Source organism: Streptomyces sp. ISL-36, assembly GCF_018614205.1.
Lineage (GTDB): Bacteria > Actinomycetota > Actinomycetes > Streptomycetales > Streptomycetaceae > Streptomyces.
The window spans coordinates 52,081-77,922 of record NZ_JAGGOS010000120.1 but is presented as its reverse complement, the minus strand read 5'-3'; the positions used below and the strand labels follow the sequence as shown (position 1 = coordinate 77,922).

Genomic DNA, 25,842 nt, shown 5'->3' with positions numbered 1-25,842 from the left:
TCAGTCCTTCAGTTCGTTCAGTTCGAGTACGCCGGACAGGCCGGTGCCGCGCGGCGGCGTACCGCCCAGCTCCGCGTCGTCGGCTATGCGGCCGTCGAAGAAGCTGATCACCCGGTCCGCCGCGGAGGCGAGCCGCGCGTCGTGGGTGACGAGCACGATGCTCTGCCCGCGCTGGTGGAAGCGGGTCAGCAGCCGCATCACCTCACGGGTGCCCTTGCTGTCGAGGCTGCCGGCCGGTTCGTCGGCGAGGAGCAGGCGCGGATGGTTGACCAGGGCGCGGGCGAGGGCGACGCGCTGCTGCTCGCCGCCGGACAGTTCGCCGGGCATGCTGCGGGCCTTGCCGTCGAGACCGAGCTCGGCCAGGAGCTCCTCGCGCTCGGCCCGGGCCTGCCGGGCGGACGCCCCGGCCAGCAGGGCGGGGAGCTCGACGTTGTCGGCGACGGTGAGGTTGGAGACGAGGTTGAAGAACTGGAAGACGATGCCGATGCGCCGCCGCCGCTCGACGGCCCACCGCGCCTCGCTGTAGCCGTCGGTGCACTCGCCGTCGAGCCACAGGGAGCCGCTGTCGGGGCGCTGGAGGCCGCCGAGGAGATGCAGCAGGGTGGACTTCCCGGCGCCCGAGGGGCCGGTGACCGCGACGAACTCGCCGTGCCGGACGGCCAGGTCGACACCGCGTACGGCATGGGCGGGGACGCCCTCGCCGTGGTGGGTCTTGGTGAGGCCCTCGGCGCGGAGCAGCGGCTCGGCCGATACGGCGGGTACGGGGGATACGGCGGAGGCGTCCGTCACTGCAGGTCCTCCAGTTCCTCCTGGCAGCGCTCCAGCCAGTCGAGGTCGGCCTGCAGATGCAGCATGGCGCCCTCGATCAGCAGGTGGGCTATGCGGTTGTCCCGGTCTTCGGTCGCGGCCAGCTTGGACAGGTTGCGCATCGTGTTGAGGTACTCGCGTCGCTGCTTGTTGATGAGGGCGATCTGGTCGGCGAGCCCGGTCCTGGGAGCGAGGGCGAGCTTCATGAAGAACTCGTCCCGGACCCTCGGTTCGTCGGCCGTCTCCTCGAACCAGGCGCGCAGTGCTTCCTGCCCGGCGTCGGTGAGGCGGTAGATCTTCTTGTTGGGCCGGCTCTCCTGGGCGATCTCCTCGCCTTCGATGAGACCGGACTTCTCCAGCCGGCCGAGCGTCACATAGATCTGGCCGACGTTGGTGGGAGGGTACGCGGCGCCCAGCAGTTGCTCAAGGTCCTGCTTGAGCTCGTAGCCGTGGGCGGGCCCGCGTGCCAGGAGAGCGAGGAGCGGAAGGCGCACTCGTGCTGTCCTCCTCCGCCGGCCCCCGATGTGATGTGGGCTCTAGTATCGCCCATGCCTAACGGGTATACATGCCCGAGACGCCGGACGCCGATGTCCTGCGCCGGTGCACTGGGAGGAACCTATGCGGTGGATACGTGCCGCGGGTAGGGGTCTCCTGGTCGCCGTGGTCATTCTGACCGGATACGCGGCATCCGGCGCCGCCCCGGCGGCCGGGGAAAGCGATGACGGGCGCGGCCCGATGACCCTCGCCACGGCCGGCGACCTCACGGGCTACCTCGGCCGCGTGCTCGACGGCTGGAACCAGACACATCCGGGCGAACGGGTCACACTGGTCGAACTGCCGGACTCGGCGGACGAGACCCGCGCCCAGATGGTCACCGACCTGCGCTCGGGCGCGGGCAGGTTCGACGTCCTCAATATCGACGTGGCCTGGACGACGGAGTTCGCCGCGGCCGGATGGATCGCGCCCGTGGACCGGACCCGGCTCCCGCTCGACAGCTTCCTGCGGCCGGTCGTGGACACGGCGACGTACGACGGAAAGCTGTACGCCGTCCCCTATGTCACCAATGCCGGAATGCTCTTCTACCGCAAGGACGTGCTCGACCGCGAGGGCGAACGGCCACCGCGGACCTGGGCGGAGCTGGAGCGGCAGGCGCGCACCATCGCGCCCCGGCACGGGCTCGGCGGATACGCGGGGCAGTTCCTGCCGTACGAGGGCCTGACCGTCAATGCCGCCGAGGCCGTTTACTCGGCGGGCGGCTCGATCCTCGGCGACGAGGGCGAGCGGGTCACGGTGGAGTCACCGGCGGCCCGCGCGGGAATCGGGTTCCTCGCCCGGGGCGTACGCGACGGCTGGATCCCACGGGAGGCGCTGACGTACACGGAGGAGGAGTCGCGGCAGGCGTTCCAGAACGGCCGGCTGCTCTTCCTGCGCAACTGGCCGTACGCCTACGCCGGCGCGTCCGGCGCGGACTCCAGGGTGGCGGGAAAGTTCGGCGCCGTACCGCTGCCCGGCCCGGACGGGCCCGGCACGAGCGTGCTGGGCGGGTCGAACCTGGCGGTGAGCAGCCATGCGCGGCACCCGGACTCGGCGCGTGACCTCATCGCGTACCTCACGAGCGAGCAGGTGCAGCGACGCGTGCTGACCGAGGGCGCGCTGCCTCCGGTGCGGGCCGCGCTGTACCAGGATCCGGCGCTCGTGCGGCGGTTCCCGTACCTGCCCGCGCTCCGCACCAGCGTGCTCGCGGCCGCTCCGCGCCCCAAGAGCCCGCGGTACGAGCAGGTCAGCCTGGCCGTGCAGGCCGTGGTGCATGACGCGATGGCGCAGCACCAGACGCCCGCGGCGGCCGTACGACGGCTGGCCGGCGAGCTCGCGGCCATCACCCACCGCCGCTGACCCGATCGCCTCTCTTCCACCTTCGGCGATCTTCACTAGTTATCTGTTAGGTATTCGTGGCCTGACTTCTCGCTGCCTGCTCACGGTACATACCGGGATATACAACCCCAACATCCGCTGGTTTTCGCACAGTCGTTGACACCTTCTCGTCATGCCTACTTAACATGCATGCATAACGGCTATCCGCTCTGGATGGCGCGCACCCCTTCACGAAGAAACAGGTCAACGGGTGATGCTCACAGCTCCCGCCGGCGACGGCCTCGCGCAGCGCCTCACACACCGCCCCGCCCACCCCTGGTGGCGTGACGCGGTGATCTACCAGGTGTACGTCCGCAGCTTCCTGGACAGCACCGGAGACGGCATCGGCGACCTCGCCGGCGTCCGCGCCGGATTCCCGTACCTGAAGAAGCTCGGCGTCGACGGCATCTGGCTGAGCCCGTTCTACCCCTCTCCGCAGGCCGACCACGGCTACGACGTCGCCGACTACTGCGATGTGGACCCCGTCTTCGGCGACCTGCAGGAGTTCGGCCGGCTGGTCGCCGACGCGCACCGGCTCGGCATCAAAGTGCTGCTGGACATCGTCCCCAACCACTGCTCCAGCGAGCACGCCTGGTTCCGCGAGGCGCTCACGGCGGGCCCCGGCAGCCAGGCCCGCGCCCGGTTCCACTTCGCCGACGGCCGCGGCCCCGGCGGCGACGAGCCGCCCAACAACTGGCACGCCATGTTCGGCGGGCCGGCCTGGAGCCGGGTCACCGAGGAGGACGGCACACCCGGCCAGTGGTACCTGCACATGTTCACGCCCGAGCAGCCCGACCTGAACTGGCGCAACCCCGAGGTAGGCGACCACTTCGACCACGTCCTGCGCTTCTGGCTGGACCGGGGCGTCGACGGCTTCCGCATCGACGTCGCCGCCGGCCTGTTCAAGCACCCCGACCTGCCGGACTCCTCCGATCCCGAGGCCGACGCCCGCACCCGCGACTCGGTCAACCCGCTGGCCTGGAACCAGCCTGAGGTCCACGACGTGTGGCGCCACTGGCGGTCGGTCTGCGAGGAGTACACCGCCCGCGACGGGCGCGAGCGGCTGCTCGTCGGCGAGGTCTCCGTACCGACCGCCCGCGAGCACGCCATGTACGTACGCCGCGACGAGCTGCACCAGGCGTTCTTCTTCGACCTCCTCGGCGCCCCCTGGGACGCCGGCACCTTCCGTACGGTCATCGACGACGCCATGCGGGACATCGCCGGCACCGGATCCACCGTCACCTGGGTGCTCAACAACCACGACCAGGTCCGCACCGTCACCCGGTACGGGGAGTCCGGCACCGAGGGCAGCGGCCTGGGGGCCGCCCGGGCGCGGGCCGCCGCCCTGCTGATGCTGGCGCTGCCCGGCGCCGCCTACATCTACCAGGGCGAGGAGCTCGGCCTGCCCGAGGTCGTGGACCTGCCCGACGAGGTGCTCACCGACCCGATCTTCCGCCGCACCGGCAGCCGGGCCCGGATCCGCGACGGCTGCCGCGTACCGCTGCCGTGGTCGGGCCACGCCTCGCCGTTCGGCTTCAGCACCGGCGCCGAGAGCGCCAAGCCGTGGCTGCCGCAGCCCGGCTGGTTCGCGGAACACGCCACCGACCGGGCGCTCGCCGACACGCGCTCGTTCTGGCACCTGTACCGCGACGGCCTCCAACTGCGCCGTGGCCTGCCCCAGTTGGGCGAAGGCACCTTGCGCTGGCTGGAGGCGCCACCCGGCGTCCTGGCCTTCGAACGCGGCGAGGGCCTGGTCTGCGCCGTGAACTTCACCGCCGCACCGGTGCCCGCACCGGTCTCCGGCGCCCCCCTGCTGTCCAGCGGCCCCTGCCCGGCCGGCGTACTGCCCGGATCCACCGCCGCCTGGTGGATCAGTGACCACACCACCTCGGAGGTATGACCATGAACATGCGACGACGGACGGCGATGGCGTGCTGCTCGGCGCTCACCCTGGCGCTCGGGGCGACCGCCTGCGGCGGCGGCCCGGTGAGCGCGGGCGGTGGCGGCAAGGAACTCAGCGGCCAGACCCTGAACGTGGCCGGTGTCTGGTCCGGCGCCGAGCAGAAGAACTTCCAGAAGGTGCTGGACGCCTTCACCGAGAAGACCGGAGCCAAGACCCAGTTCACCTCGACCGGTGACAACGTCTCCACCGTCGTCGGCAGCAAGATCGAGGGCGGCAACGCCCCCGACGTGGTGATGGTCCCCCAGGTCGGCGTGCTCCAGCAGTTCGCCGAGAAGAACTGGCTCATGCCGCTGTCCGCGACGACCCAGAAGGCCGTCGACGCCAACTACGCGCCGGTCTGGAAGGAGTACGGATCCGTCGACGGCAAGCTGTACGGCCTGTACTTCAAGGCGGCGCACAAGTCGACCGTCTGGTACAGCCCGGAGGCGTTCGAGCAGGCCGGTGTCAAGCCGCCGAAGACGTACGAGGAGATGCTCGAGAGCGGCCAGGCCGTCTCCGACTCCGGCCTGTCGGCCTTCGCGGTCGCCGGTGAGGACGGCTGGACGCTCACCGACTGGTTCGAGAACATCTACCTCTCCCAGGCCGGCCCCGAGAAGTACGACCAGCTCGCCAAGCACGAGATCAGCTGGACCGACCCCAGCGTCGTCAAGGCGCTGACCACGCTCGGCACGCTGTTCTCCGACAAGAAGCTGATAGCCGGCGGCCAGAAGGGGGCGCTGGGCACCGACTTCCCCGGCTCCGTCGAAAAGGTCTTCGGCCCCGAGCCCGAGGCGGGGATGGTGTACGAGGGCGACTTCGTGGCCGGCATCGCCAAGGACCAGTTCGGCAAGAAGATCGGCCAGGACGCCACCTTCTTCCCCTTCCCCGCGGTGACGGGCGGCAAGGCCCCCGTCGTCAGCGGCGGTGACGCCGCCGTCGTCCTGAAGGACGGCAAGAACCAGAAGGCCGCGACCGCGTTCCTGGAGTACCTGGCGACGCCCGAGGCCGCCGCCGTGTGGGCCGGGGCCGGCGGATTCCTGTCCCCCAACAAGAAGCTCGACCTCGCCTCCTACGGCGACGACACCCTGCGCGAGACCGCCAAGTCGCTGATCGACGCCGGGGACTCGGTGCGCTTCGACATGTCGGACCAGGCCCCGGCCTCCTTCGGCGGCACCAAGGGCGTGGGGGAGTGGAAGCTGCTCCAGGACTTCCTGCGCGACCCGTCGAAGCCCGCGGCGACGGCGGCCGCGCTGGAGGCCGCCGCGGCCAAGGCGTACAAGGGCTGACGGACATGACCACCCTCACCACTCCCGTGGGGGCCGCGAATCCCCGGCGGCGCGCCCAGCGCCGCCGGCGGACCATCGCCGTCGCCTTCGTCCTGCCCGCGCTGCTGCTCCTCGGCGCACTGGTCGTCTACCCCGTCCTGTTCTCCGTCGGCCGCAGCTTCTTCGACGCGTCCGGGACCCGGTTCGTCGGCGGGGAGAACTACGCGGAGATGTTCCGCGACCCGGCCACCCTGACCGCCATCCGCAACAGCGCCCTCTGGGTCGTCGTCGCCCCGACCCTGCTCACCGGGCTCGGGCTGATCCTCGCCGTGCTGGTGGAGAAGGTCCGCTGGGCCACCGCGTTCAAGCTGCTGCTGTTCATGCCGATGGCCGTCTCCTTCCTCGCGGCCGGCATCATCTTCCGCCTCGCCTACGAGGAGGACCCCGACAAGGGCGTCCTCAACGCCGCGGTCGTCGGCGTGCACGACGCCTTCACGAGCACGTCCTCGTATCCGACCGCCCGTGCCCGGGACGACCAGGGCCTGGAGAAGGCCCCGGACGGGTCGTACGGAACGGCCGAGGCCCTCACACCGGGCGGCACCGTCAGCCTCGGGCTCGTGGGCGTGTCCCCCAAGGACGTGCCCGCCGAGGCGAAACCGGCGTCCCCGGCGAAACCGGCCGCGGGTGAACTGCGCGGTGCCGTCTTCCTGGACTTCACGCCCGGCGGAGGCGGCAGGCCCGGCGTGATCGACCCGGCCGAGCACGGTCTGCCGGGGCTGACGGTGGAGGCCGTACGGGACGGCGAGACGGCCGCCACCACGACGACGGCGGCCGACGGCTCGTTCCGCTTCGCCGGCCTGGAGGCGTCGGACGCGTACACGGTGAGGCTGCCCGCGGCGAACTTCGCGCCGCCCTACGAGGGCGTCTCCTGGCTCGGTCCGGCCCTCGTCACCCCGGCGATCATCGGCGCGTACCTGTGGATCTGGACCGGCTTCGCCATGGTGCTCATCGGCGCGGGCCTGTCGTCGCTACCGCGTGACGCGCTGGAGGCCGCCCGGATGGACGGGGCGAGCGAGTGGCAGGTGTTCCGCAGGATCACGGTGCCGCTGCTCGCGCCCGTACTGACGGTCGTCTTCGTGACTCTGGTGATCAACGTGATGAAGGTCTTCGACCTCATCTACATCATCGCGCCGGGCCCGGTGCAGGAGGACGCCACCGTACTGGCCACCCAGATGTGGCTCGTCTCCTTCGGCGGCGGCAACAACCAGGGGCTCGGCAGTGCGCTCGGTGTACTGCTCCTGCTGCTGGTCATCCCCGCCATGGTCTTCAACGTCCGCCGCTTCCGCAGGAGCCAGTCATGAGCGCGACCGTCACCGCACCTCCTTCGAAGCCGTCCGCTCCACCCCCCTCCGCACGGCCGGCATCCCGCCGCCGTCCCGGCGGCCGGCTCCGCCGGTGGCTGGCCAACGGCCTGGTCCAGGCGTTCCTGGCGGTCGTCGGCCTGGTCTGGATCACCCCGGTCGCCGGTCTTCTGCTCTCCTCGCTGCGCTCGGCCGACGACAGCGCGTCGAGCGGCTGGTGGACCGCGCTGGGTGATCCCGGCCGGCTGTCGCTCGACAACTACACGGCACTGCTGGCCAATGCCGGGATCACACGCGCCTTCTGGAACACGGTGCTCATCTCGGTGCCGACGACCGTGCTCGTCGTCGTCATCGCCGCACTCGCCGGATACGCTTTCGCCTGGCTGGACTTCCCCGGCCGCGACTGGATCTTCCTGCTCGTCGTCGCGCTGCTGGTGGTGCCGGTCCAGGTGGGGCTGCTGCCCGTCGCCAAGCTCTTCGGTCAACTGGGCCTGTTCGGCACGATCCCGGGCGTGGTGCTGTTCCATGTCGCGTACGGGCTGCCGTTCGCCGTCTTCCTGCTGCGCAACTACTTCGCCGACATCCCGCGCGAGATGCTGGAGGCCGCGCGGATGGACGGGGGGAGTGAGTGGCGGATCTTCATGCAGCTCGTGCTGCCGGTGGGCCGGCCCGCCATCGCGAGCCTGGCGATCTTCCAGTTCCTCTGGGTGTGGAACGACATGCTGGTGGCGCTGCTGTTCGCGGACAGTTCCTCCCAGCCGCTCACAGTGGAACTCCAGTCGCAGGTACGGCAGTTCGGCAGCAACATCGACGTGCTGGCACCCGGCGCCTTCCTCTCCCTGATCGTCCCGGTCGTGGTCTTCTTCGCCTTCCAGCGGCACTTCGTGCAGGGGGTGATGGCGGGCTCGGTCAAGTGAGGCGGCGGCCCGGTGACGGGGCGCCCCAGGCCGCGCCCGCCGGAAGCCGGGCGCGGCCTGGGCCGCTCGGCGCCGGGGCGGACGTGGTACGGCTACGCGGCCAGACGCATCACCAGTTCCTTGGCACGGGACTCGGCGGCCGCGAGGGACTCGGTGCGGGAGGCCTCGAAGAGCGGGACCAGGTCGGTCATCGCGGGAACCGTCGGGGCGGGTTCCGCGGCGGGGCAGCGGCCCGTACGGGCCGCGACGCTGCGCGGAGACGTCGTCGGTTGAATCGACTGGTGATGTGGACTGCAGGGCGGCCTCCACGAGGCCGCCCTGCGGTGTGCAACAGCCTGCTTCCTCAAGCCTGGTTGAGGTCCAGAGGCTGTGATCCACATCATCGCCCGACAACGCCTGCCCGCTGACGGACCCTCGCGTCGGCACGGTCCGCGCGACCGTGCCGACGGGTTGTCAGAAGAGGGTCACGGGCCCCGTTCGGAGAGGCTCGGGGGTGTAGATCCCGGTCCTGGACCCGAACGGAGCACGCCAGTCGCCGGTGCCCTTGTGGAGGGCGAGCGTCTCGTGGCTACCGCCCATGACACCCTGCACGACCAGGTCGGGGCGCCCGTCCCTGTCGGTGTCCCCGACGCCGACGATGTCCGTGTACCGGTCCCAGCCGGCGCCGACCCTCGTGCGCGGGGCGAAGGTGCCGTCACCCTTGCCGAGGTACAGCCACAGCACGCCGTCCTTGTCGCGGGCGACGAGGTCCCCGGCCGGGGCGCCGGCGATGTTGCCGGTGGCGGTGATCTGGTTGTAGATGCCCCAGCCGGTGCCGATCTTCTTGCGGGCGGAGAAGGGGGCGTTGGCATTGCCGGTGCCCGGGTAGAGCCACAGGCCGCCGGCCTTGTCGGTGGCGACGAGGTCGGCCCGGCCGTCGCCGGTCAGGTCGGAGCCGCCCGTGATCCGGTCGTAGATCTGCCAGCCGGTGCCGATCTGCTTCCGGGCCGCGAGGCCGTGTCCCGTGCCCGAGTAGAACCACAGGGCTCCGTTCCGGTCCCGGCCGATGATGTCGGCGTACGGGGAGGCGTCCAGGTTCCCGGGAGCGGCGACCCGGTCGTAGATCTGCCAGCCCGTGCCCATGACCACCTGCGTCGGCTTCGACCAGGTGCCCCACTGGCCGCTCTCGAAGAGGGTCTGGCGGGCGTCGTAGTTGATCAGCCGGCCCGCGCCGTCCCGCACGAGGAGGTCCGGAACGCCGCTGTCGGAGAAGTCGTGCGGGGCGGGCATGCTCACGACCTCGAGCGTGCCGGTCCGCTCCACCGATGGGCCGATGCCGTTGGCGGGGCGTGCCGTCATCTGCCAGGTGTAGTCGCCGTTGTAGGCGGACGTCTTGTCGTCGAACACACCGTTCCAGATCGCTCCGGTGAGCCCGGGCCCGTCCGTGAAGGAGGGCCCGGCTGTCCAGCGCTTCCCCGACGCGGTGTGGGTCAGGACGACGCGTACCTGTGCGGCCTTGTCGAACTCCCACAGCAGTCTCGCCTCCGCGCCGCGTGAGAAGTCGACGACGGTCGTGGGCGTTCCTTGGGTCTTCGCCCCGAGCACGAGGGACTTGCCGGTGCTCGCCACGAGGACGGCGGTCGGGGTGCCGTCCGGGCCGGGGGCGATCCGGAAGACGCCCTCACCCTGCGCGAGCGTCCCGCCCTGCACCAGAGCCTCGCCACCGGGCTCGTTGCGGACGTACATCAGTGTGTCGAGGAGCTTGACGGTCTGCCCCGTCCTGAGGGAGCGGGCGGTCAGCGAGTAGAGGGGGTCGGGCGTCGTGGCCGTCGCTCCTCCGGCAACGCCGTACGTCACCCAGTCGCCCAGCAGATCGGCCCGGACCGGGTTCCTGGTTCCCAGGGGAACACGCTCGGCCTCGGCCTCACCTCGCCGCGCCACCACCAGCGTCCTGTCGCCGCCGGCGGACATCTCGGTCCAGGCCACGTGCGTGGCGGACGCGCTGACGCTGGAATCCCGATCGGCCGCGGGGGTGGCGCGGTCGTCGACGACGGCGGCGGTGGCGAGGTCCACCACGGCCACCCGTTTCCCGGACACCCCGCCCACCGTGCCGGTGTACAGGAGAGCCATCGTGTCGGGTGAGACCTGGCGGTACCAGTGGGGCACCGTGTCCTCGGGCAGCCCGGTCACCTTGCGGTCCAGGAGCGTGCCCTCCGGCTTGCCGACGAGGTGGATGTCTCTGGCGCCCCCCGCCTTGGCGACCGTCATGACGAGCGTGGTGTCGGTCAGGCCGATGATCTGGGCGGACGTGCCCAGGGAACTGGTGTCGATCACCACGGGGGTGGCGCCCTGCGGGCCCATGTCGTACAGCGTGTGGGTGGTTCCCTCGGATTTCACGACGATGTCGCTCTGAAGGCTCCCCTTCCAGTTGCCCGCGGGCAGTGCGGTCGTGACACCGTCGGAGTACCGCGTCCAGCGGTACTCCGACCCTTCCCCCGCGGGGAGGCGGGTCACAAAGCCCGAAGGGCCGTTGCCGGTGAGCAGGGAGCCGGGCGGAATCGAGGCGACTTCCTGCTCCGCCGGCGCCGCGACGGCCTGCGGCGTCTCAGCCGTCGCCACCGTCGGCATCGCCAGGGTCCCCGCCGTGACGGCGAGCACGGCCGCGACGGACGAGGCGAGACGCCGTCGGGACGTACGTGTGTGGTTCAAGGAATGTTCCTTCTTCAAAGGGGTGGGCGTGGCGGGAACCCGCCACGCTACTGGCGGATACGCGATGTCAGACGACCGGGTTGTACGGCGTCGTCGTCGCCGGGTAGATCGAGCTGCCCACGCGCGGCCCGAACGGGGCCGTCGCGCTGCCCGTCCCCGGGTAGACGTACGATCCTCCGCTGCCGTACGCGAACAGGTCGTTGCGGCCGTCCCGGTCGGCGTCGCCCATGCCGACGAGGTGCGTGTACGCGCCCCAGCCGGCGCCGAGGCGGACGCGGCCGATGAAGGAGCCGCTGCCGTTGCCCTGGTAGAGCCAGAGGACGCCGGAGGTGTCGCGGGCGAGGAGGTCACCGGCGGCCGTGCCGCCGATGTCGCCGACGGAGGTGATCTGGTTGTAGATCTGCCAGCCGGTGCCGATCCGCACGCGGGCCGCGAAGGGCGCGGCCCAGTTGCCCGTGCCCTTGTAGAGCCACAGGCCACCGGAGCCGTCGGTGGCGAGCAGGTCGGACGTGCCGTCGCCGTTGAGGTCGCTGCCGCCCGCGAGCTTGTTGTACACGTTCCAGCCCGCGCCGAGCCTCTGGCGGGGCGCGAAGGTGCCGTCGCCCTTGCCGAGGTAGAGCCAGAGGACACCGTCCTTGTCGCGGGCGACGAGGTCCGCGGCGGGGGCACCGCCGACGTTGCCGACGGACTCGATCTGCTGGTAGATGTTCCAGCCGCTGCCGGCGAGCTTGCTGCCCACCGACCAGTAGCTGTCGGAGGACCAGGTCTTGCGGACCTCGTCCTTCCACAGCCGCCCCGCGGAGTCGCGGACCAGCAGGTCCGGGGCGCCGTTGTCGTCGTAGTCGTGCAGAGCGGCCTTGCGGACGACCTTGAAGGTGCCGCTCGTCCTGAGGTCGGGGCCGATGCCGTTCATCGGCTTGGCGGCGACCTCCCAGACGTAGTCGCCGTTCGGGGCGACGTCGATGCCGAGTTCGCCCTGCCAGCGCCAGGGGAGCTCGTCCATTCTCTCGGTCTGCATCTGGGCGGTCTTGCCCGTCCTGACGTGGCGCAGCGTGACGGTCGCGGTCGCGTTGGGCCGGGACAGCGTCCAGCCGAGCTGCGTGTCGCCGCTCTTGTCCAGGTCGATGACGGAGGGAACGTTACTGCTGGTGAGCGCGAGCGACGTCGGGACGCCGGTGCTCGCGACCAGCGTGGCGACCGGGGTGCCGTCACCGCCGGGGGCGATCCGGTAGATCCCCTCGCCCTCGGCGACGGTGCCGCCGCGCACGAGGAGGGAGCCGTCGGGGCTGACGGTGGAGCTGTGGACGTGGTCCAGGAGCTTGATCGTGCGCGTGGGGTCGGTCAGGGAGCGGGCCGTCAGCGGGTGCAGCGCCGAGGGCGCGAAGGCGTCGTTTCCGCCGGTCATGGAGTAGGTCGCCCAGTCGCCCAGGAGGTGGACGGCCAAGGGGCCGGCCCCCGCGCCCAGCGGCGTCACGGTCGGCTGCTGCCCCTCCCCGCGCGCCGCCGTGACGAGCTGGACGGTGGTGGCGGTCGGCCGTTCGATCCACGCCCAGTGGGACGCCGAGAGGAAGGCGGGGGAGTCGGCCTGCTGAGTGCTCGTCGTGCGCTGGTCGAGGATGCTGCCGGTGGCCAGGTCCACGGCGGCGAGGTAGTACTGCGTCTCGATCCGGTAGGTGAGGAGCGCCGTGCCGGGGGTCGTGCCCGAGACGTGGGTCACTCTCGCGTTGCCGGGTATCCCGGTCACGCGACGGGTCGTCGGGGACGACGACGAGCCCGACGCCTTGCTCATCAGCACGACGTCGAGCACGCCGCTGCTGTTGACGTACGTCATGACGAGCGTGCCGTCGACGATTCCCTGCGGGGTGTAGCGCTGGTCTCCGAACGACAGACCGGTCGGCGAGCTTCCGGGGGCGGCCATGTCGTGCAGCCAGTACGTGGACTGCGTCTGCTGGCGGGACACCACGATGTCGGACATCTGACTGCCGTAGTAGTCGGTCCCCCGTGGGTCGAGGAGCTTCGTCGAGCCGTCCGCGTAGTTCGTCCACCGGTACTCGGTGCCGGACGGGTAGAGGGAGCGGATCAGGAAGCCGGTGTTCCCGGCGCTCACGATCTGCGCGTTGTGCGGGAGCGTGATCACCGCATCGGCCTGCGCCGCCCCCTGTACGACGGCGACCGGGGCGGCGGTGGCCGGCGTGGTGACCACGGCCGTACCGGCGGTGACCGCCAGGACGGCGGACACGGCCACGGCGAGGCGGCGACGGGAGGACGATCTGTACTGGGTCACGGTGGTTTTTCTCCCCGAAGACGGAGGGGCACGGCGGAGTGCCGCACCCGAAGCATGACGAGAGATCAGGATCGGTGGCTCTACGAGCCGTTCGATCAGACTCTTGATCGGCCGATGTGGTTGTACGTGTTCCGGTTCTGGTGAAGAGGTCAGGACACCGGGTAGCCCGATTTCCGACCGTCACGGACGGAAAGCGATGAGTTTCTCCGACCCGGGGAGTCTCACCACTGTTGTCGCCACCACAGGAGGAACACGTGACTCAGCTGCTGAGAGTCCAGAACTTCAATGTCTCGAGTGACGGGATCGGTGCCGGGGAGGACCAGACCCTCGAGAGGCCGTTCGGTCATGTCGATGCCGAGAGGCTCTTCGCCTGGGCCGGCGCCACGGCGAGCTGGCCCAGGCGCACCGACCCCGGGGGAAGCCGGGGCCTGGACGACTACCTCACGCGGGACTACGCCCGCAACATCGGCGCCGAGATCATGGGCCGCAACAAGTTCGGGCCGCAGCGCGGGCCCTGGCAGGACCACGAGTGGTGCGGCTGGTGGGGTGACGAGCCCCCGTTCCATACCCCGGTCTTCGTCATGACCCACCACAAGCGTCCTTCGTTCACGCTCTCCGACACCACGTTCCACTTCGTCGCCGGCGACCCGGCCGCGGTCCTCGAACAGGCGCGGGAAGCGGCGCAGGGCAAGGACGTCCGACTCGGCGGCGGAGTCACCACCATCCGGCAGTTCCTCGACGCCGACCTGGTCGACACCATGCATGTGGCTGTCTCGCCGGTGAAGCTGGGGTCCGGCCTACGACTCTGGGAGTCACCCGATGAGCTGCTCGACCGGTTCCACCTGGAGGTCGTGCCCAGCCCCAGCGGGGTGACGCATCACCTTTTCTGGCGAAAGTGACCGGTCCTCAGGGACGGCCCCGGCAGTCTGATCTTCCTGTCCGGGGCCGCCCCGGGGCCGCCCCGGGGCCGCCCTGGGACGGGCCGTCGAGCCGCGCCTCGCGCGGTCGCCGGCCTTGGCGGTTGCCTCCGCTCGGGACGACCACCAGTGGTCCACGGGTGGCTGGGGCTTGGGCTTCCGTGCGCACGGCCCTCTGTGACGAGGGCGGGACTGGTGGCACGATAGCCGGACAGGCCGGTCGACGGCCGGTTCCACCTCTCTGGAGCACCCATGAACATCTCGCTCCCGTTCCGACTCCTCACCGCAGCGACCGTGCTGGGCCTGTCGCTCACTGCGTGCGGTGGTTCCGGCGGCGCCCCCAGCGCATCGCGATCGACGCTCCCCGCACCCGGGACGTCCACACCCGTGCCCACGCCCACGCCCACCACCTCGCGCACGACGCCCACGCCCTCGACACCCCCGACGGCCACGCCGTCCGCCACGAAAGCCCCGACCACACTCACGCCGACCCCCAAGAGCACGCCGCCGCTGGGCTCCTGGAGCCTCCAGCCGTTGTGGCCGTTCACCACGCTCGCCCAGGCCCAGGAGTGGGAGCGCGCCTACCGCTCCGGCGGGCACCAGCCCTGGCACCGGGACCCCGAACAGACCGCGCTGGCCTTCACCCGCGACTACCTCGGCTTCAAGGAGATCGACAAGGTCTCCTCGCGCACGGTCAGCGGTCGGCACGCCCGTATCGGCGTCGCGCCGACGGGGCGCGAGGGCGGCACCGCGGCGGTGATCCACCTCGTGCGGTACGGCTCCCCGGACGGTCCATGGGAGGTCGTCGGCACCGACGACACGACGTTCTCACTGACCACGCCCGCGTACGGGTCGCTCGTGCGTTCCCCCCTCGCGATCGGCGGGAGGATCACCGGAGTGGACGAGAGCATCCGTGTCGAGGTACGCCAGCCCTCGTCGAAGGCGCCGTTGGGCACCTCCGCATGCTGCATCTCCGCGGGCGGCAACGACCAGCCCTGGAGCGCGAGGGTCTCCTTCTCCGGTGCCCACGACCCCGTGCTCACGGTCGTCGCCTCCACGGGCGGTCACGTCGCCGATGTCGAACGCTTCACCGTCACGGCGGTACGCGCCAGGTGACCGCATGACGGATCGCCGACATCCACGTACACCGGGGGCGTGTGCTCAGGATGCCGCGGACGAAGGACCGGGCCGCTCGATAGCGGCCCGGCCCTGCATCAGTGGTCCTCGGTGCGGCTCTCGACGCGGTGTCTACCAGTCGCCGAGGACGAGGCGTCCGCCGACCCTGCCGAGGTTGTAGGCGCCGCCGGTGTACCAGACGCCGTCGGAGTTGGCGCCGTTGAGGAAGGGGTAGAGGCCCCAGGTGCCGTCGTTGTACTGGTAGGCCATGACGATGTCGTCCTTGCCGTCACCGTTGACGTCTCCTGAGGCCATGCGGTCGTCGACGTTGGCCAGGGAGAAGCTGCCGGAGTCGTAGTCGCTGGTGCGGTCGAAGTTGCTGCCGGTGGAGGTCCAGCGGTAGATGCGCATGGTGCCGTCACCCTGGTCGTACGCCGTCGCCGGCTCGGCCTTGCCGTCACCGTTCCAGTCGCCGAGGACGAGGCGTCCGCCGACCTTGCCGAGGTTGTAGGCGCCGCCGGTGTACCAGACACCGTCGTACGTCCTGCCGTTGAGGAACGTGTACAGGCCCCAGGTGCCGTCGTTGTACTGGTAGGCCATGACGATGTCGTCCTTGCCGTCACCGTTGACGTCTCCTGAGGCCATGCGGTCGCCGACGTTGGCCAGGGAGAAGCTGCCGGAGTCGTAGTCGCTGGTGCGGTCGAAGTTGCTGCCGGTGGAGGTCCAGCGGTAGATCCGCATGGTGCCGTCACCCTGGTCGTACGCCATGGCCGGCTCGGCTTTGCCGTCACCGTTCCAGTCGCCGAGGACGAGGCGTCCGCCGACCTTGCCGAGGTTGTAGGCGCCGCCGGTGTACCAGACACCGTCGTACGTCCTGCCGTTGAGGAACGTGTACAGGCCCCAGGTGCCGTCGTTGTACTGGTAGGCCATGACGACGTCGTCCTTGCCGTCACCATTGACGTCTCCTGAGGCCATGCGGTCGCCGACGTTGGAGAGCGAGAAGCTGCCGGAGTCGTAGTCGCTCGCGCGGTCGAAGGCGCTGCCGGTGGAGGTCCAGCGGTAGATCCGCATGGTGCCGTCACCCTGGTCGTACGCCGTCGCCGGCTCCGCCTTGCCCGGGGCGGGGGTGGAAGTGGCCTTGTCGTAGCGCAGGCCCTTGAAGTTGTTGGAGGCGTAGTACGACTTGGTCTTGGTGGCGTGGCGGCCCGCCTGGCCGTAGTCGTACTCGTCGTAGATCCACATCTCCGTCTTGCTGGAGTCGGTCCACTTCTCGAAGAGCGCGACATGCCCGTCGCCGAGGATCGCGTCGCCCGGCTGCAGGCTGTCCAGGGAGATGGTAGTGGTGTCACCGAAGGCGTCGAGGTTGCCGGTGTTGCGGTCCCAGCCACCGCTCTTGGGGAGCCGCCAGGCCATCGACACGAAGCCGGAGCAGTCCGGGCGGTACTTCTCGCCGGTGACCGACGCCTTGGCGTCGGCCTGGTCCTGGCTGTAGATGACGCCGTAGGTGTCCATCCACCACTTGGCCCGGGCGAGTATCTCGGTCCGGCTGATCGAGCCGCCGACCGTGGACTGTTCCGCGGCGTACGCGGTGGTCGGGGCGGCGACCTCGGAGATCACGGTGGTGCCGATGGCCAGGCCGCCCAGGACCAGGAGGGAGGTGAGGGCGGCGGTGACACGTCTGAGCGGATTGCGCATGAGAGCTGTCCTTCTCGCTGAGGGGTCCCGCTGAGGAGTTGTTTCTCGCCGAGAAGGCTCCGCGCCGCCGCTTCAACTCCGCATCAACTCCGCTTCAACACCCCCACAGGCGCCGTTGAAGCGCCGCTGACCTCCGCGTACTCCCGTGCGCCGTGCTCCTGGAAGACCACCAGCGCATGCGTCCGAGCCGCCAGGGCCGCCTCGGTCCCCCCGCGGGCCTCATGGACCAGGGACAGGTCGTACTCCGTGCGCGCCCGCCAGAGCGGGGTGTCCATGGCGTCCCACAGCGGCAGGGTCGCCTCCAGACAGCTCTGCGCCAGGTCCAGCCGCTCGTCGGCCAGATGCAGCTGGCCGATGACCCGCAGGGTGACCGCCTGTCCGAACCGGTCGTGGCAGGCGCGTGCCGTGTCCAACGACCCTTCGAGCCGGGGCAGCGCCTCGGCCCGGTGGCCGAGCCGCATCTGTGCCTTGGCATGGGCACGGACGGCGTAGGAGTGCATCAGCTCATCGCCGAGCTCGGCGAAGATCGCCGCCGACTCGGCGCAGACGTCCAGCGCGGCCACGTAGTCGCCGACGGCCCGGTGGTACAGCCCCAGGGTGCGCAGGGTGAGCGCCAGGCCCCTGCGGCTGCCGGCCCTCCGGTAGGCATCGAACGCCGTGTCGATGTCGGTTCGGGCCGCACCGTACTTTCCCTGCTCCAGCCGCACCGACGCCCTGGTCCGCTGGACGTGGCCGATGCCGCTGTGGTCCTGGAGTGCGTGCAGCAGCGTCGCGGCCTGGTCGAGGAAGTGGACCGCCTCGGCCAGATGCCCGGGCTCGCGGCACGTCATACCGAGACCCGACAGGGCGAAGGCCTGCCCACGCACGTCGTGCAGGGCGCGGAATCTGCTGAGTGCCTCACCGAAGTGACACCGGGCGTCGGTGAACCGGTCCTGGTCGTAGCGGAGCTGGGCCAGCTCCGCCAGCATGCCGGCCTCGCGGCGCTGGTCCTCCATGCGCTGCGCCGCGGCCAGAGCGGCGGTGGTGATGCGTGCCCGGAACTCGAAGTGGTTGGTGCGCAGTTCCACGGCGTTGTACGACGAGACCAGGTCGCACACGAGATGGTCGAGGCCGATCGCGGCGGCGCGCTCGACGGCCACGGCCAGCGCCGCCTGCTCGTCGTCGAACCAGCCGAAGGCGTCGCCGAGGACGTGCTCGCCGAGGACACGTTCGAGGACGCGCTCCCCGAGCTCGTCCGGCAGGGTGCCCGGGGGCGGCGGCGCAGCGGGACGCCAGGCGATCTGAGGCGCCGGGCTGCTCGCGGCGATCTGGTGCAGCAGCGTGAGCCAGCCCCGGAACACGCGCGCGACGGACTCGGTCAACTCGGCGGCCGATTCGGCGGCTTCGGCCCGCTCGCGCGCGAAGAGCCGTACCAGGTCGTGGAGGCGATAGCGCAGGATGCCCGTCCGGTCCACCCGTGTGAAGGTGACGAGCTGTGTGTCCACGAGCAGTTCGAGCAGGTGCTGGGCCTCCGCCTCCGGGATGTCGAGCAGCCGGCCGACGACCCAGGGGGAGAACTCCGGGAGGCCGAAGAAGCCCATGCGCTCCAAGGCCGTCCTGGGCAGTGCGTCCAGGGAGGTGAAGCTGAGCCCGATCGTGCTGCGCACCGCGAGGTCGCCCACGGCCAACTCGTCGAGCAGCCGGCGCTCGTCGGCCAGCCGGTCGGCGAGAACCTTCAGGGGCAGCCGGCTCCGGGTGGCGAGGCGTGCGCCCGCGATCCGGATCGCGAGGGGCAGATTGCCGCATGCGGACAGGATGCGCGCGGCGGCCTGCGGAGCGGCCTCGGCCCGCTCCGGACCGACGATCCTGGTGAGGAGCTGAAGAGCCTCGGCCGGCGCCAGCACGTCCAGTTCGGTCAGCCTGGCTCCGACCAGTCCGCCCAACCGGTCCCGCGACGTGATGAGTACGGCGCAGCCACGGTCGCCCGGGAGCAGCGGACGGACCTGCCGTTCATCGGCGGCGTCGTCCAGCACGATCAGCAGGCGGCGGTCGGCGACCAGGGTCCGGTACAGCTCCATGCGCTCCTGCGGGCAGTCCGGCAGCCGCTCCGCGTCGACGCCGAGGGAGCGCAGAAACCTTCCCAGGATCTCGGCGGGGGCCGCGGGGCTGTCGGAGAGACCGCGGAGTTCGGCGTGCAGTTGTCCGTCCGGAAAGGAGGCGGCGACCTGGTGGGCCGCCTGCGCCGCAAGCGCCGACTTGCCGCTGCCTCCTGGGCCCGCCACGACATGGATCGGGAACGAGCCCTCGGCCGGCTCGGCAAGGGCACCGGACAGCGTGGCCAGCTCCTCGCCGCGTCCGGTGAAGTCGGCCGGTGCGGGTGGCAGATGCGCGGGAGGCCTCGCCTGGAGGGGCTGGGGTGACGGGAGGGGCTGGGGTGACGGGAGGGGCTGGGGTGACGATAGCGGCTGGTTCCGCGGATGCGGCTGGAGTGAGTGATGCGGCTGGAGAGGAATGTGGGGCTGGAGTGGAATGTGGGGCTGGAGTGGCGGGGCAGGCCACAGCGCTCCTCCTTCGGGCGACCCGTCGCCGATGCCGTCGCCGCGCAGAATCGCATCGTTCAGTGCGCTGAGAGCCGCGCCCGGTTCGACGCCCAGCTCCTCCACGAGCGTGGCCCGCCCCTCCCGGTAGCAGGCCAGTGCGTCGGCCTGGCGCCCCAGCCGGTTCAGGGTCACCATCAGCTGCCCGCGCAACCGCTCATTGGCAGGGTGCTGCGCGACAAGGCCGGTCAGCTCGGCCAGGTGATCGAGCCTGCCCAGCGCCAGCTCGACGCCGAAGCGCTCCTCCAGAGCCGTGACGCGCAGCTCATCGAGCCGCCGTGCCTCCCCTGTCAGCAGCGACTCTTCCAGGCCGCAGAGTGCGGGCCCCCGCCACAGTGCTGCCGCATCGAGCAGCAGTGTGGCCGCCGGGGCGAGCTCCCGGGCCGCGACACGCTGTTTCGCCTCGGTCAGCAGCTGGGCGAAGAGCGCGGCATCGACCGTCGCCGCTTCGGTGCCGATCGCGTATCCGGGCGCCCGGGTCTCGATCACCTCGGGACAGCCGACGCCGGACAAGGACCTGCGCAGAGTCGATACGTACGTCTGGATCAGCGAGCGGGCGCTGTCCGGAGGATCGTGCGGCCAGACGACGTCGACGAGGCGCTCGGTGGAGATCACATGGCCTTGCTCCAGCGCCAGCGCCGCGAACAGTGCACGTGGCTTGCCGCCGCCCAGTGGAACCCGTCTGTCCCCGGAGTGGACCTCGACCGGGCCCAGCAGTCTGATCTGTAGCACGTTGACCCCCACAACGATGCCGGTACGACTTCTGTCGCGGCAGGGTCATCCGGAGCGGCGGCTGTCAGCGGTCGAGCGGGCCGTAGCCTGCGTACCGCGCCCCGCTCAAACAGGCCCAGTAACGGTCCCCGTATGACCAATGCCACCACGCGGCATGGTAGTTGACGAACCCTGCGGTGGTCATGGCCATGCTCAGAGACCGGCGATTCTCGGCGGCGACGGGGTCCGGGCCGGGCGCCGTCGTGTGGCGATGCGGCGACCGCGTGTCCTGGGGTGCGGACCCCATCCACAGCGGGGCGCCCTCGACGGTGCAGAGCGTGAGGTCGGCGGCGGCGCCGGTGGCGTGCGGAGCCTCCGGTGGGTCCGGCCGGTATCCCTGGATCATGAGCAGCCGCAGCCCGGCCGGGAGCAAGGTCTGCGCCGTGACCAGGCGGTCGACGACGCCGAGCCGCAGCCTGGCCGGGGCCTCACCCGGGCAGGCCGGCCGCCGGCCCAGCCGCAGCACGCCGACCTCGCGCAGATCGACCAGCGGCTCTCCGCACTCCCGGACCTCGACCGCCGCGACCCGTGGATCGGACAGCGGTACGGTATCCAGCCTTCTGCCCTCCGCATCGCACCACCGCATAGCAGGCCGGAGCATGCCGTCCTCCGCTTCAGAATTCCTTCAAGCTGCTGCCAGAGCTCTGCCGCGCTGTCGGGCCGCTTCCCTCAGCGCCAACTTGAGTGGACCCTTGTCAATCTTCTTTATGCGAGTTATATAGAGCGTGTCGGCAGTCGCATCCTCCTGAGGTGTGAGAGGAGCGAACGGGATGCCCACGCGAACCGACGGAGCAGGCGGTGCCGGTACCCGGTGAGATCCGAAGAGCCGGCGAGACGGCTCCGAGTCCGAGAGGAGTAAGCGATGGCACGGGCAGTGGGCATTGACCTTGGTACGACCAACTCCGTGGTCGCCGTCCTTGAAGGCGGCGAGCCCACCGTCATCACGAACACCGAGGGAGCCCGTACCACGCCGTCGGTGGTCGGGTTCGCGAAGAAGGGCGAGGTGCTCGTCGGTGAGGTCGCAAGCATCAGGCCGTGACGAACGTCGAACGAACAGCACGGTCGGTGAAGCGGCACATCGGAGAGGCGCAGTGGCGCTTCCCGGAGAGCGGACATCGACGGCAAGAGGTACACGGCGCAGGAGATCTCGGCCCGGGTGCTCCAGAAGCTGAAGCGCGACGCCGAGGCGTACCTCGGTGAGGACGTGACGGACGCGGTGATCACCGTTCCTGCCTACTTCAACGACAGTCAGCGCACGGCGACCAAGGAAGCCGGTGAGATCGCCGGCCTCAAGGTCCTGCGCATCATCAACGAGCCGACCTCCGCCGCCCTCGCCTACGGCCTGGACAAGGAGAGCGACCAGACCATCCTCGTCTTCGATCTCGGTGGCGGCACCTTCGACGTCTCCCTCCTGGAGATCGGCGAGGGACTGGTGGAGGTGAAGTCCACCAACGGCGACACGCATCTCGGCGGTGACGACTGGGACCAGCGGATCGTCGACCATCTGACCAAGCAGTTCAAGAACGCCTACGGTGTCGATCTTGCCAACGACAAGCTGGCCACACAGCGTCTGCGTGAGGCCGCGGAGAAGGCCAAGATCGAGCTGTCCTCCTCCACGGAGACCTCGATCAACCTGCCGTACATCACGGCCTCCGCCGAGGGCCCGCTGCACCTGGAGGAGAAGCTCACCCGAGCACAGTTCGAGCACCTGACCCGGGATCTCCTCGATCGCTGCAAGGGCCCGTTCAACAACGCCATCAAGGACGCGGGGATCGATGTCTCGGCCATCGACCACGTGATCCTGGTGGGTGGTTCGACGCGTATGCCGGCGGTGACCGAGCTGGTCAGAAGGATGACGGGCAAGGATCCGCACAAGGGTGTGAACCCGGACGAGGTCGTCGCCATCGGCGCCGCGCTGCAGGCCGGTGTCCTCAAGGGTGAGGTCAAGGACGTCCTGCTCCTCGACGTGACCCCGCTGTCCCTGGGTATCGAGACCAAGGGCGGCATCATGACCAAGCTGATCGAGCGCAACACCACGATCCCGACCAAGCGGTCCGAGATCTTCACGACGGCCGAGGACAACCAGCCGTCGGTGCAGATCCAGGTCTATCAGGGCGAGCGCGAGATCGCGGCGTACAACAAGAAGCTCGGCATGTTCGAGCTGACCGGTCTGCCGCCGGCGCCGCGTGGCGTCCCGCAGATCGAGGTCGCCTTCGACATCGACGCCAACGGCATCATGCACGTGACCGCGAAGGACCTGGGCACGGGCAAGGAGCAGAAGATGACCGTCACCGGCGGCTCCTCGCTGCCGAAGGACGAGATCGACCGGATGATGCGCGAGGCGGAAGCGCACGCCGAGGAGGACCGGCGGCGTCGTGAGACCGCCGAGACCCGCAACCAGGGCGAACAGCTCGTCTACCAGACGGAGAAGCTGCTGGCCGACAACGCCGACAAGATCCCCGGCGACGTGAGGAGCGAGACGGAGGCCGCCCTGGCGGACGTCAAGGAGAAGCTGAAGGGCGAGGACACCGCCGCGCTCCGCTCCGCCATCGAGAAGGCCATGGCGGCCTCGCAGAAGATCGGCAGCGCCCTCTACGCCCGGACAGCGGGTGCCGGAGAAGAGGCCGACTCCGCTTCCCGGACCGGGCCGGCGAGCGGAGAGGAGGAGGTCGTCGACGCTGAGATCGTCGATGACGAGAGTGCCAAGGGAGGTGCGGAATGAGCGTGCCGAACGGTTCCCGGTCGCCACAGCAGCAACAGCTGCCTGTCGTCATCCGCGACAACCGGCGCATCGATCCGGTCACCCTGCGGCCGAGAAAGCCCGACCATGCCGACCGCGCATCGGCGGAACGGGAAACGCGATCACCAAAAGAAGACACCGCCCCGGGAGCCGAGCGGGCCCCGGTCGAAACCGGCACCCGGGAAGCCGGGCTGGAGGCGCAACTCGCCGAACGCACGGATGATCTGCAACGGTTGAAGGCCGAGTACGACAACTACCGCAAGCGCGTACGGCGTGACCGCTTGGCGATCCGGGAGATCGCGGTGGCCAATGTCCTCGGCGGGCTCCTTCCGGTGCTCGACGCCATCGACCAGGCGCGGGAGCACGGCGAAGTGACCGGCGGGCTCAAGGCGGTCAGCGAGGTGCTGGAGGGCCGGCTCGCGGCTCTCGGACTGGAGCCCGTCGGCACGGTGGGGGAGCCCTTCGACCCGGCCCGGCACGAGGCCGTCACCCATGAGGTGTCGGACACGGTCGACCGGCCGACCTGCAGCGCACTGCTGCGCCGTGGGTACCGGGTCGGACAGCAACTCCTGCGCCCCGCCCAGGTCACGGTCACCGAACCTCCCGGCCCGGGGACGCGCTCCGGCTAGGCCGGGTCTCCTCTCAGGGGGCGGAGGCGGTGCGGTAGGCGAGTGCCTCGGTCGCCCCCGTGGCGGGCCGACCACCGAGATCCACGTCGGGGCGGAGGGGAAGCTGCCCGCTGTCGCTGGTCATCGCGCCAGGACAGCGGGCGGACTGCACCCTGGGCCGGGGCTCAGGCGGACCGTGGAGCGGGCGACGATCAACAGGGATCAACAGGGTTCAACAAGATCAGCAGGCTGCAACAGTTCGGAGTCGCCGCTACCCGCCATGGCGTGGTTCGGTCGTGATGGGGAGGACGGAACCTCAGGCGCCGGCCAACTCGGCGTTCGCGCGCTCCGTGACCAGTGCCAACACGCGGCCCGCAGTGGCAAGATCCTCGGCCGGAATACCGGCGTACAGCCGGGCGGAGATCTGGGCGCTCTCCGCGGTCGTGCTCTCGTACAGCTCCCGTCCGGCGTCCGTGAGCCGCATACGGGAGGCTTCCGCCGGGTCCTCTTCCAGCAGCTTCGCGGCCGTCAGCTCCTCGATCACGCCGCGTACGACCGACTCGTCGGTCTTCAGCGAGCCGGTGACGTCGCCGACGAGCTCGTCGCTGCCGACGGACTCGCCCGCGACCACGACGGCCCGGAGCGTCACACTCTGGTGGAACGTGGCCCCGTGGCGGGCCAGTACGCCCTCCAGGAGGGCACGCCCGGCATGGTGCGCCAGCGCTATGACCCGTCCGTTGACCGTGGGTGCGGTGGTGGTCATGACTGCTCCTTGTCGTTGTGGTTGCCGTTGTCGGTGTCCGGGTTGTCGGTGTCCGGACCAAGGGGTACGTCGAGCAGGGTCGCCAGCTCGCGGGTGAACTGCTGTGTGCGCGCGCCGCCCTGTCCGCCGAGCGGCTCCAGCAGCTGGTCCAGCAGGCCCTGGACCACCTTGATCGCGCGGCGTGTGACGTCGCGTCCTTGCTCAGTGAGCGACAGCTGCATGGCGCGCGGGTCCTTCGGGTCCCGGGTCCGGGCGACCAGCCCGGCGGCCTCCAGGGTGCGGGCGAGTTTGGACACGTACAGCGGTTCGAGCCCCGTGTGGTCGGCGAGCAGACGCTGGCTGGGTCGGAGCCCGGAGCGCGACATGCCGTGGAGCGATGCCATCAACGCGTACTGGGCATGGGTCAGACCCAACGGCGCGACCGCCCGGTCGACGGCTACCCGCCACTTCATCGACAGGCGCCAGACCAGGAATCCCGCTGTGGCGCGCTCAGTTGCTGAACTCACCTGAGACACAGTACATGGCTACTATGCACATGGCTACTATTTTCTCGCGGGTACCCGAAGCGGGTCACTGATGCGAGGTGGAACCGGATCAAGCCGTTGATGCCGGCCGCCGCGGGCCATGGGCGACGGCTGGTGTGGATCGTCTTGGCCGTACCGGGCGCTATGCCGACGGAGCGGGTCGGTCGCGAGCGTGCGGATGATCAGTCAGCCCATGCCGGTACAGCTGGAGATCGCGGCGGGCGGGACCGACCATGGGGGTGTTGTCGTGAGGCCTGGTCCGCTTCGTCACCGCTTGGCGTACGCGGCCATGAACATGTCCAGCAGCCCGTCGATGGCCCTCTCGTCGACCGGCATCGTCGTCAAAAGGTGGCGGTAGTACAGCGCCCCGCACAACACCTCTGCGGCGAAGGTCAGATCCGCGTCCGCGCGCAGTTCGCCCGCGTGCTGAGCGCGGACGATCCGGTCCATGGTGCTCCGCTCGACGGTGCGCAGGAACCTCTCGTGCAGCGTCGCCCGCAACGCGGGGGAGGACTGGGCCTCGGCGATGACGGCGCGGTAGACCGGACCGATCGGCGGCTCGGACAGCGCGGACGTGGAGCGCAGGAACTGCTCGCGCAGGTCGGAGCGCAGATCGCCGGTGTCGCTGTAGTCCAGGTCCGTGGTCCATGCGCGGTTGAGCGCGTCCAGCAGCAGGGCCGTCTTGGACGGCCACCGCCGGTAGATCGTGTGCTTTCCGACCTCGGCCCGTCGCGCGATGGCCTCGATGCTCAGGCCCGCGTATCCGACCTCCGCGGCCAGGTCGAGTGTCACCTGGAGCAGCGCGTCGGTGCGCGCGGAGCCCCGGCGTCGCGGGGCCGGAGATTCGTTCGCCATGGGCCAGATCGTAACGGCACGCATGGTGCCGTTGACAGTCCGGCGCACGGCGGAGCAGGATGACGGCATGATCGGTACGCGCCGTGCCGTAACGACTGCCCC

At 70.2% G+C, this 25,842-nt stretch carries 18 protein-coding genes and 1 pseudogene; 9 read left to right on the top strand and 10 right to left on the bottom strand.

The annotated features are described in order from the left end of the window. Positions 1 to 789 (bottom strand): ABC transporter ATP-binding protein, encoded by a 789-nt coding sequence (locus J7E93_RS28395; protein WP_215072846.1) that lies wholly within the window; start codon positions 787 to 789, stop codon positions 1 to 3. Next, on the bottom strand, positions 786 to 1,301 hold the full coding sequence (locus J7E93_RS28390; protein WP_073755692.1) for a PadR family transcriptional regulator: 516 nt from the start codon (positions 1,299 to 1,301) through the stop codon (positions 786 to 788). The genes J7E93_RS28395 and J7E93_RS28390 overlap by 4 nt, the downstream gene beginning before the upstream one ends. Positions 1,302 to 1,425: 124 nt before the next feature. Between J7E93_RS28390 and J7E93_RS28385 the strand changes: the two genes are divergently transcribed. The 5 genes from J7E93_RS28385 to J7E93_RS28365 all read left to right on the top strand — a co-directional run bounded on the left by J7E93_RS28385 (position 1,426) and on the right by J7E93_RS28365 (position 8,203). Continuing rightward, entirely contained in the window at positions 1,426 to 2,700 is a 1,275-nt protein-coding gene (locus J7E93_RS28385; RefSeq protein ID WP_215072845.1) for an ABC transporter substrate-binding protein, read from the top strand. 232 nt (positions 2,701 to 2,932) lie between these two features. Then, the gene (locus tag J7E93_RS28380; protein WP_215072843.1) at positions 2,933 to 4,618 is read left to right on the top strand and encodes a glycoside hydrolase family 13 protein; all 1,686 of its coding nucleotides are present in this window, start codon (positions 2,933 to 2,935) and stop codon (positions 4,616 to 4,618) included. A 2-nt stretch (positions 4,619 to 4,620) separates the two neighbouring features. Then, complete coding sequence (locus J7E93_RS28375) at positions 4,621 to 5,946, top strand: ABC transporter substrate-binding protein (RefSeq protein WP_215072842.1); 1,326 nt, start codon at positions 4,621 to 4,623, stop codon at positions 5,944 to 5,946. 5 nt (positions 5,947 to 5,951) lie between these two features. Next, complete coding sequence (locus tag J7E93_RS28370; RefSeq protein WP_215072840.1) at positions 5,952 to 7,286, top strand: carbohydrate ABC transporter permease; 1,335 nt, start codon at positions 5,952 to 5,954, stop codon at positions 7,284 to 7,286. Continuing rightward, complete coding sequence (locus J7E93_RS28365; RefSeq protein ID WP_251067205.1) at positions 7,283 to 8,203, top strand: carbohydrate ABC transporter permease; 921 nt, start codon at positions 7,283 to 7,285, stop codon at positions 8,201 to 8,203. The genes J7E93_RS28370 and J7E93_RS28365 overlap by 4 nt, the downstream gene beginning before the upstream one ends. 453 nt (positions 8,204 to 8,656) lie before the next feature. Here the strand turns inward: J7E93_RS28365 and J7E93_RS37885 are convergent, their stop codons facing one another. Together J7E93_RS37885 and J7E93_RS28355 are read right to left on the bottom strand one after the other, a co-directional pair. Further along, positions 8,657 to 10,891, bottom strand: a complete 2,235-nt coding sequence (locus J7E93_RS37885) for a VCBS repeat-containing protein (protein WP_215072839.1) — start codon at positions 10,889 to 10,891, stop codon at positions 8,657 to 8,659. A 67-nt stretch (positions 10,892 to 10,958) separates the two neighbouring features. Further along, positions 10,959 to 13,175 (bottom strand): VCBS repeat-containing protein, encoded by a 2,217-nt coding sequence (locus J7E93_RS28355; protein WP_215072838.1) that lies wholly within the window; start codon positions 13,173 to 13,175, stop codon positions 10,959 to 10,961. Between the two features lie 254 nt (positions 13,176 to 13,429). On the opposite strand from J7E93_RS28355, the gene J7E93_RS28350 reads away from it, so the two are divergent. After that, entirely contained in the window at positions 13,430 to 14,074 is a 645-nt protein-coding gene (locus J7E93_RS28350; RefSeq protein ID WP_215072837.1) for a dihydrofolate reductase family protein, read from the top strand. A 270-nt stretch (positions 14,075 to 14,344) separates the two neighbouring features. Further along, positions 14,345 to 15,208 carry a hypothetical protein gene (locus tag J7E93_RS28345; RefSeq protein WP_215072836.1) on the top strand — a complete coding sequence of 288 codons (864 nt, stop codon included), beginning with the start codon at positions 14,345 to 14,347 and terminating at the stop codon, positions 15,206 to 15,208. A gap of 132 nt (positions 15,209 to 15,340) precedes the next feature. Here J7E93_RS28345 and J7E93_RS28340 read toward each other — a convergent pair whose 3' ends face one another. From J7E93_RS28340 to J7E93_RS28330, 3 genes are all read right to left on the bottom strand, one after another. After that, positions 15,341 to 16,903, bottom strand: coding sequence for a VCBS repeat-containing protein (locus J7E93_RS28340; RefSeq protein ID WP_215072835.1), 1,563 nt, complete (start codon positions 16,901 to 16,903; stop codon positions 15,341 to 15,343). Between the two features lie 83 nt (positions 16,904 to 16,986). Beyond that, positions 16,987 to 20,211, bottom strand: a complete 3,225-nt coding sequence (locus J7E93_RS28335; protein WP_215072834.1) for an AfsR/SARP family transcriptional regulator — start codon at positions 20,209 to 20,211, stop codon at positions 16,987 to 16,989. A gap of 64 nt (positions 20,212 to 20,275) precedes the next feature. Next, a complete protein-coding gene (locus tag J7E93_RS28330) occupies positions 20,276 to 20,851 on the bottom strand; it encodes a M15 family metallopeptidase (protein ID WP_251067204.1) in 576 nt (191 codons plus the stop codon). A gap of 261 nt (positions 20,852 to 21,112) precedes the next feature. Between J7E93_RS28330 and dnaK the strand changes: the two are divergent. Beyond that, a pseudogene (gene dnaK, locus J7E93_RS28325) lies at positions 21,113 to 22,972 on the top strand (molecular chaperone DnaK). Continuing rightward, on the top strand, positions 22,969 to 23,619 hold the full coding sequence (gene grpE, locus J7E93_RS28320) for a nucleotide exchange factor GrpE (protein WP_215072833.1): 651 nt from the start codon (positions 22,969 to 22,971) through the stop codon (positions 23,617 to 23,619). Before dnaK ends, grpE begins: the two are co-directional and overlap by 4 nt. Before the next feature lie 295 nt (positions 23,620 to 23,914). Here grpE and J7E93_RS28315 read toward each other — a convergent pair whose 3' ends face one another. The 3 genes from J7E93_RS28315 to J7E93_RS28305 all read right to left on the bottom strand — a co-directional run bounded on the left by J7E93_RS28315 (position 23,915) and on the right by J7E93_RS28305 (position 25,740). Continuing rightward, positions 23,915 to 24,361, bottom strand: coding sequence for a MarR family transcriptional regulator (locus tag J7E93_RS28315; protein ID WP_215072832.1), 447 nt, complete (start codon positions 24,359 to 24,361; stop codon positions 23,915 to 23,917). After that, positions 24,358 to 24,867, bottom strand: coding sequence for a MarR family winged helix-turn-helix transcriptional regulator (locus J7E93_RS28310; RefSeq protein ID WP_215072830.1), 510 nt, complete (start codon positions 24,865 to 24,867; stop codon positions 24,358 to 24,360). Before J7E93_RS28310 ends, J7E93_RS28315 begins: the two co-directional genes overlap by 4 nt. Positions 24,868 to 25,152: 285 nt before the next feature. Next, on the bottom strand, positions 25,153 to 25,740 hold the full coding sequence (locus tag J7E93_RS28305) for a TetR/AcrR family transcriptional regulator (protein WP_215072829.1): 588 nt from the start codon (positions 25,738 to 25,740) through the stop codon (positions 25,153 to 25,155). Between the last annotated feature and the right edge of the window lie 102 nt (positions 25,741 to 25,842).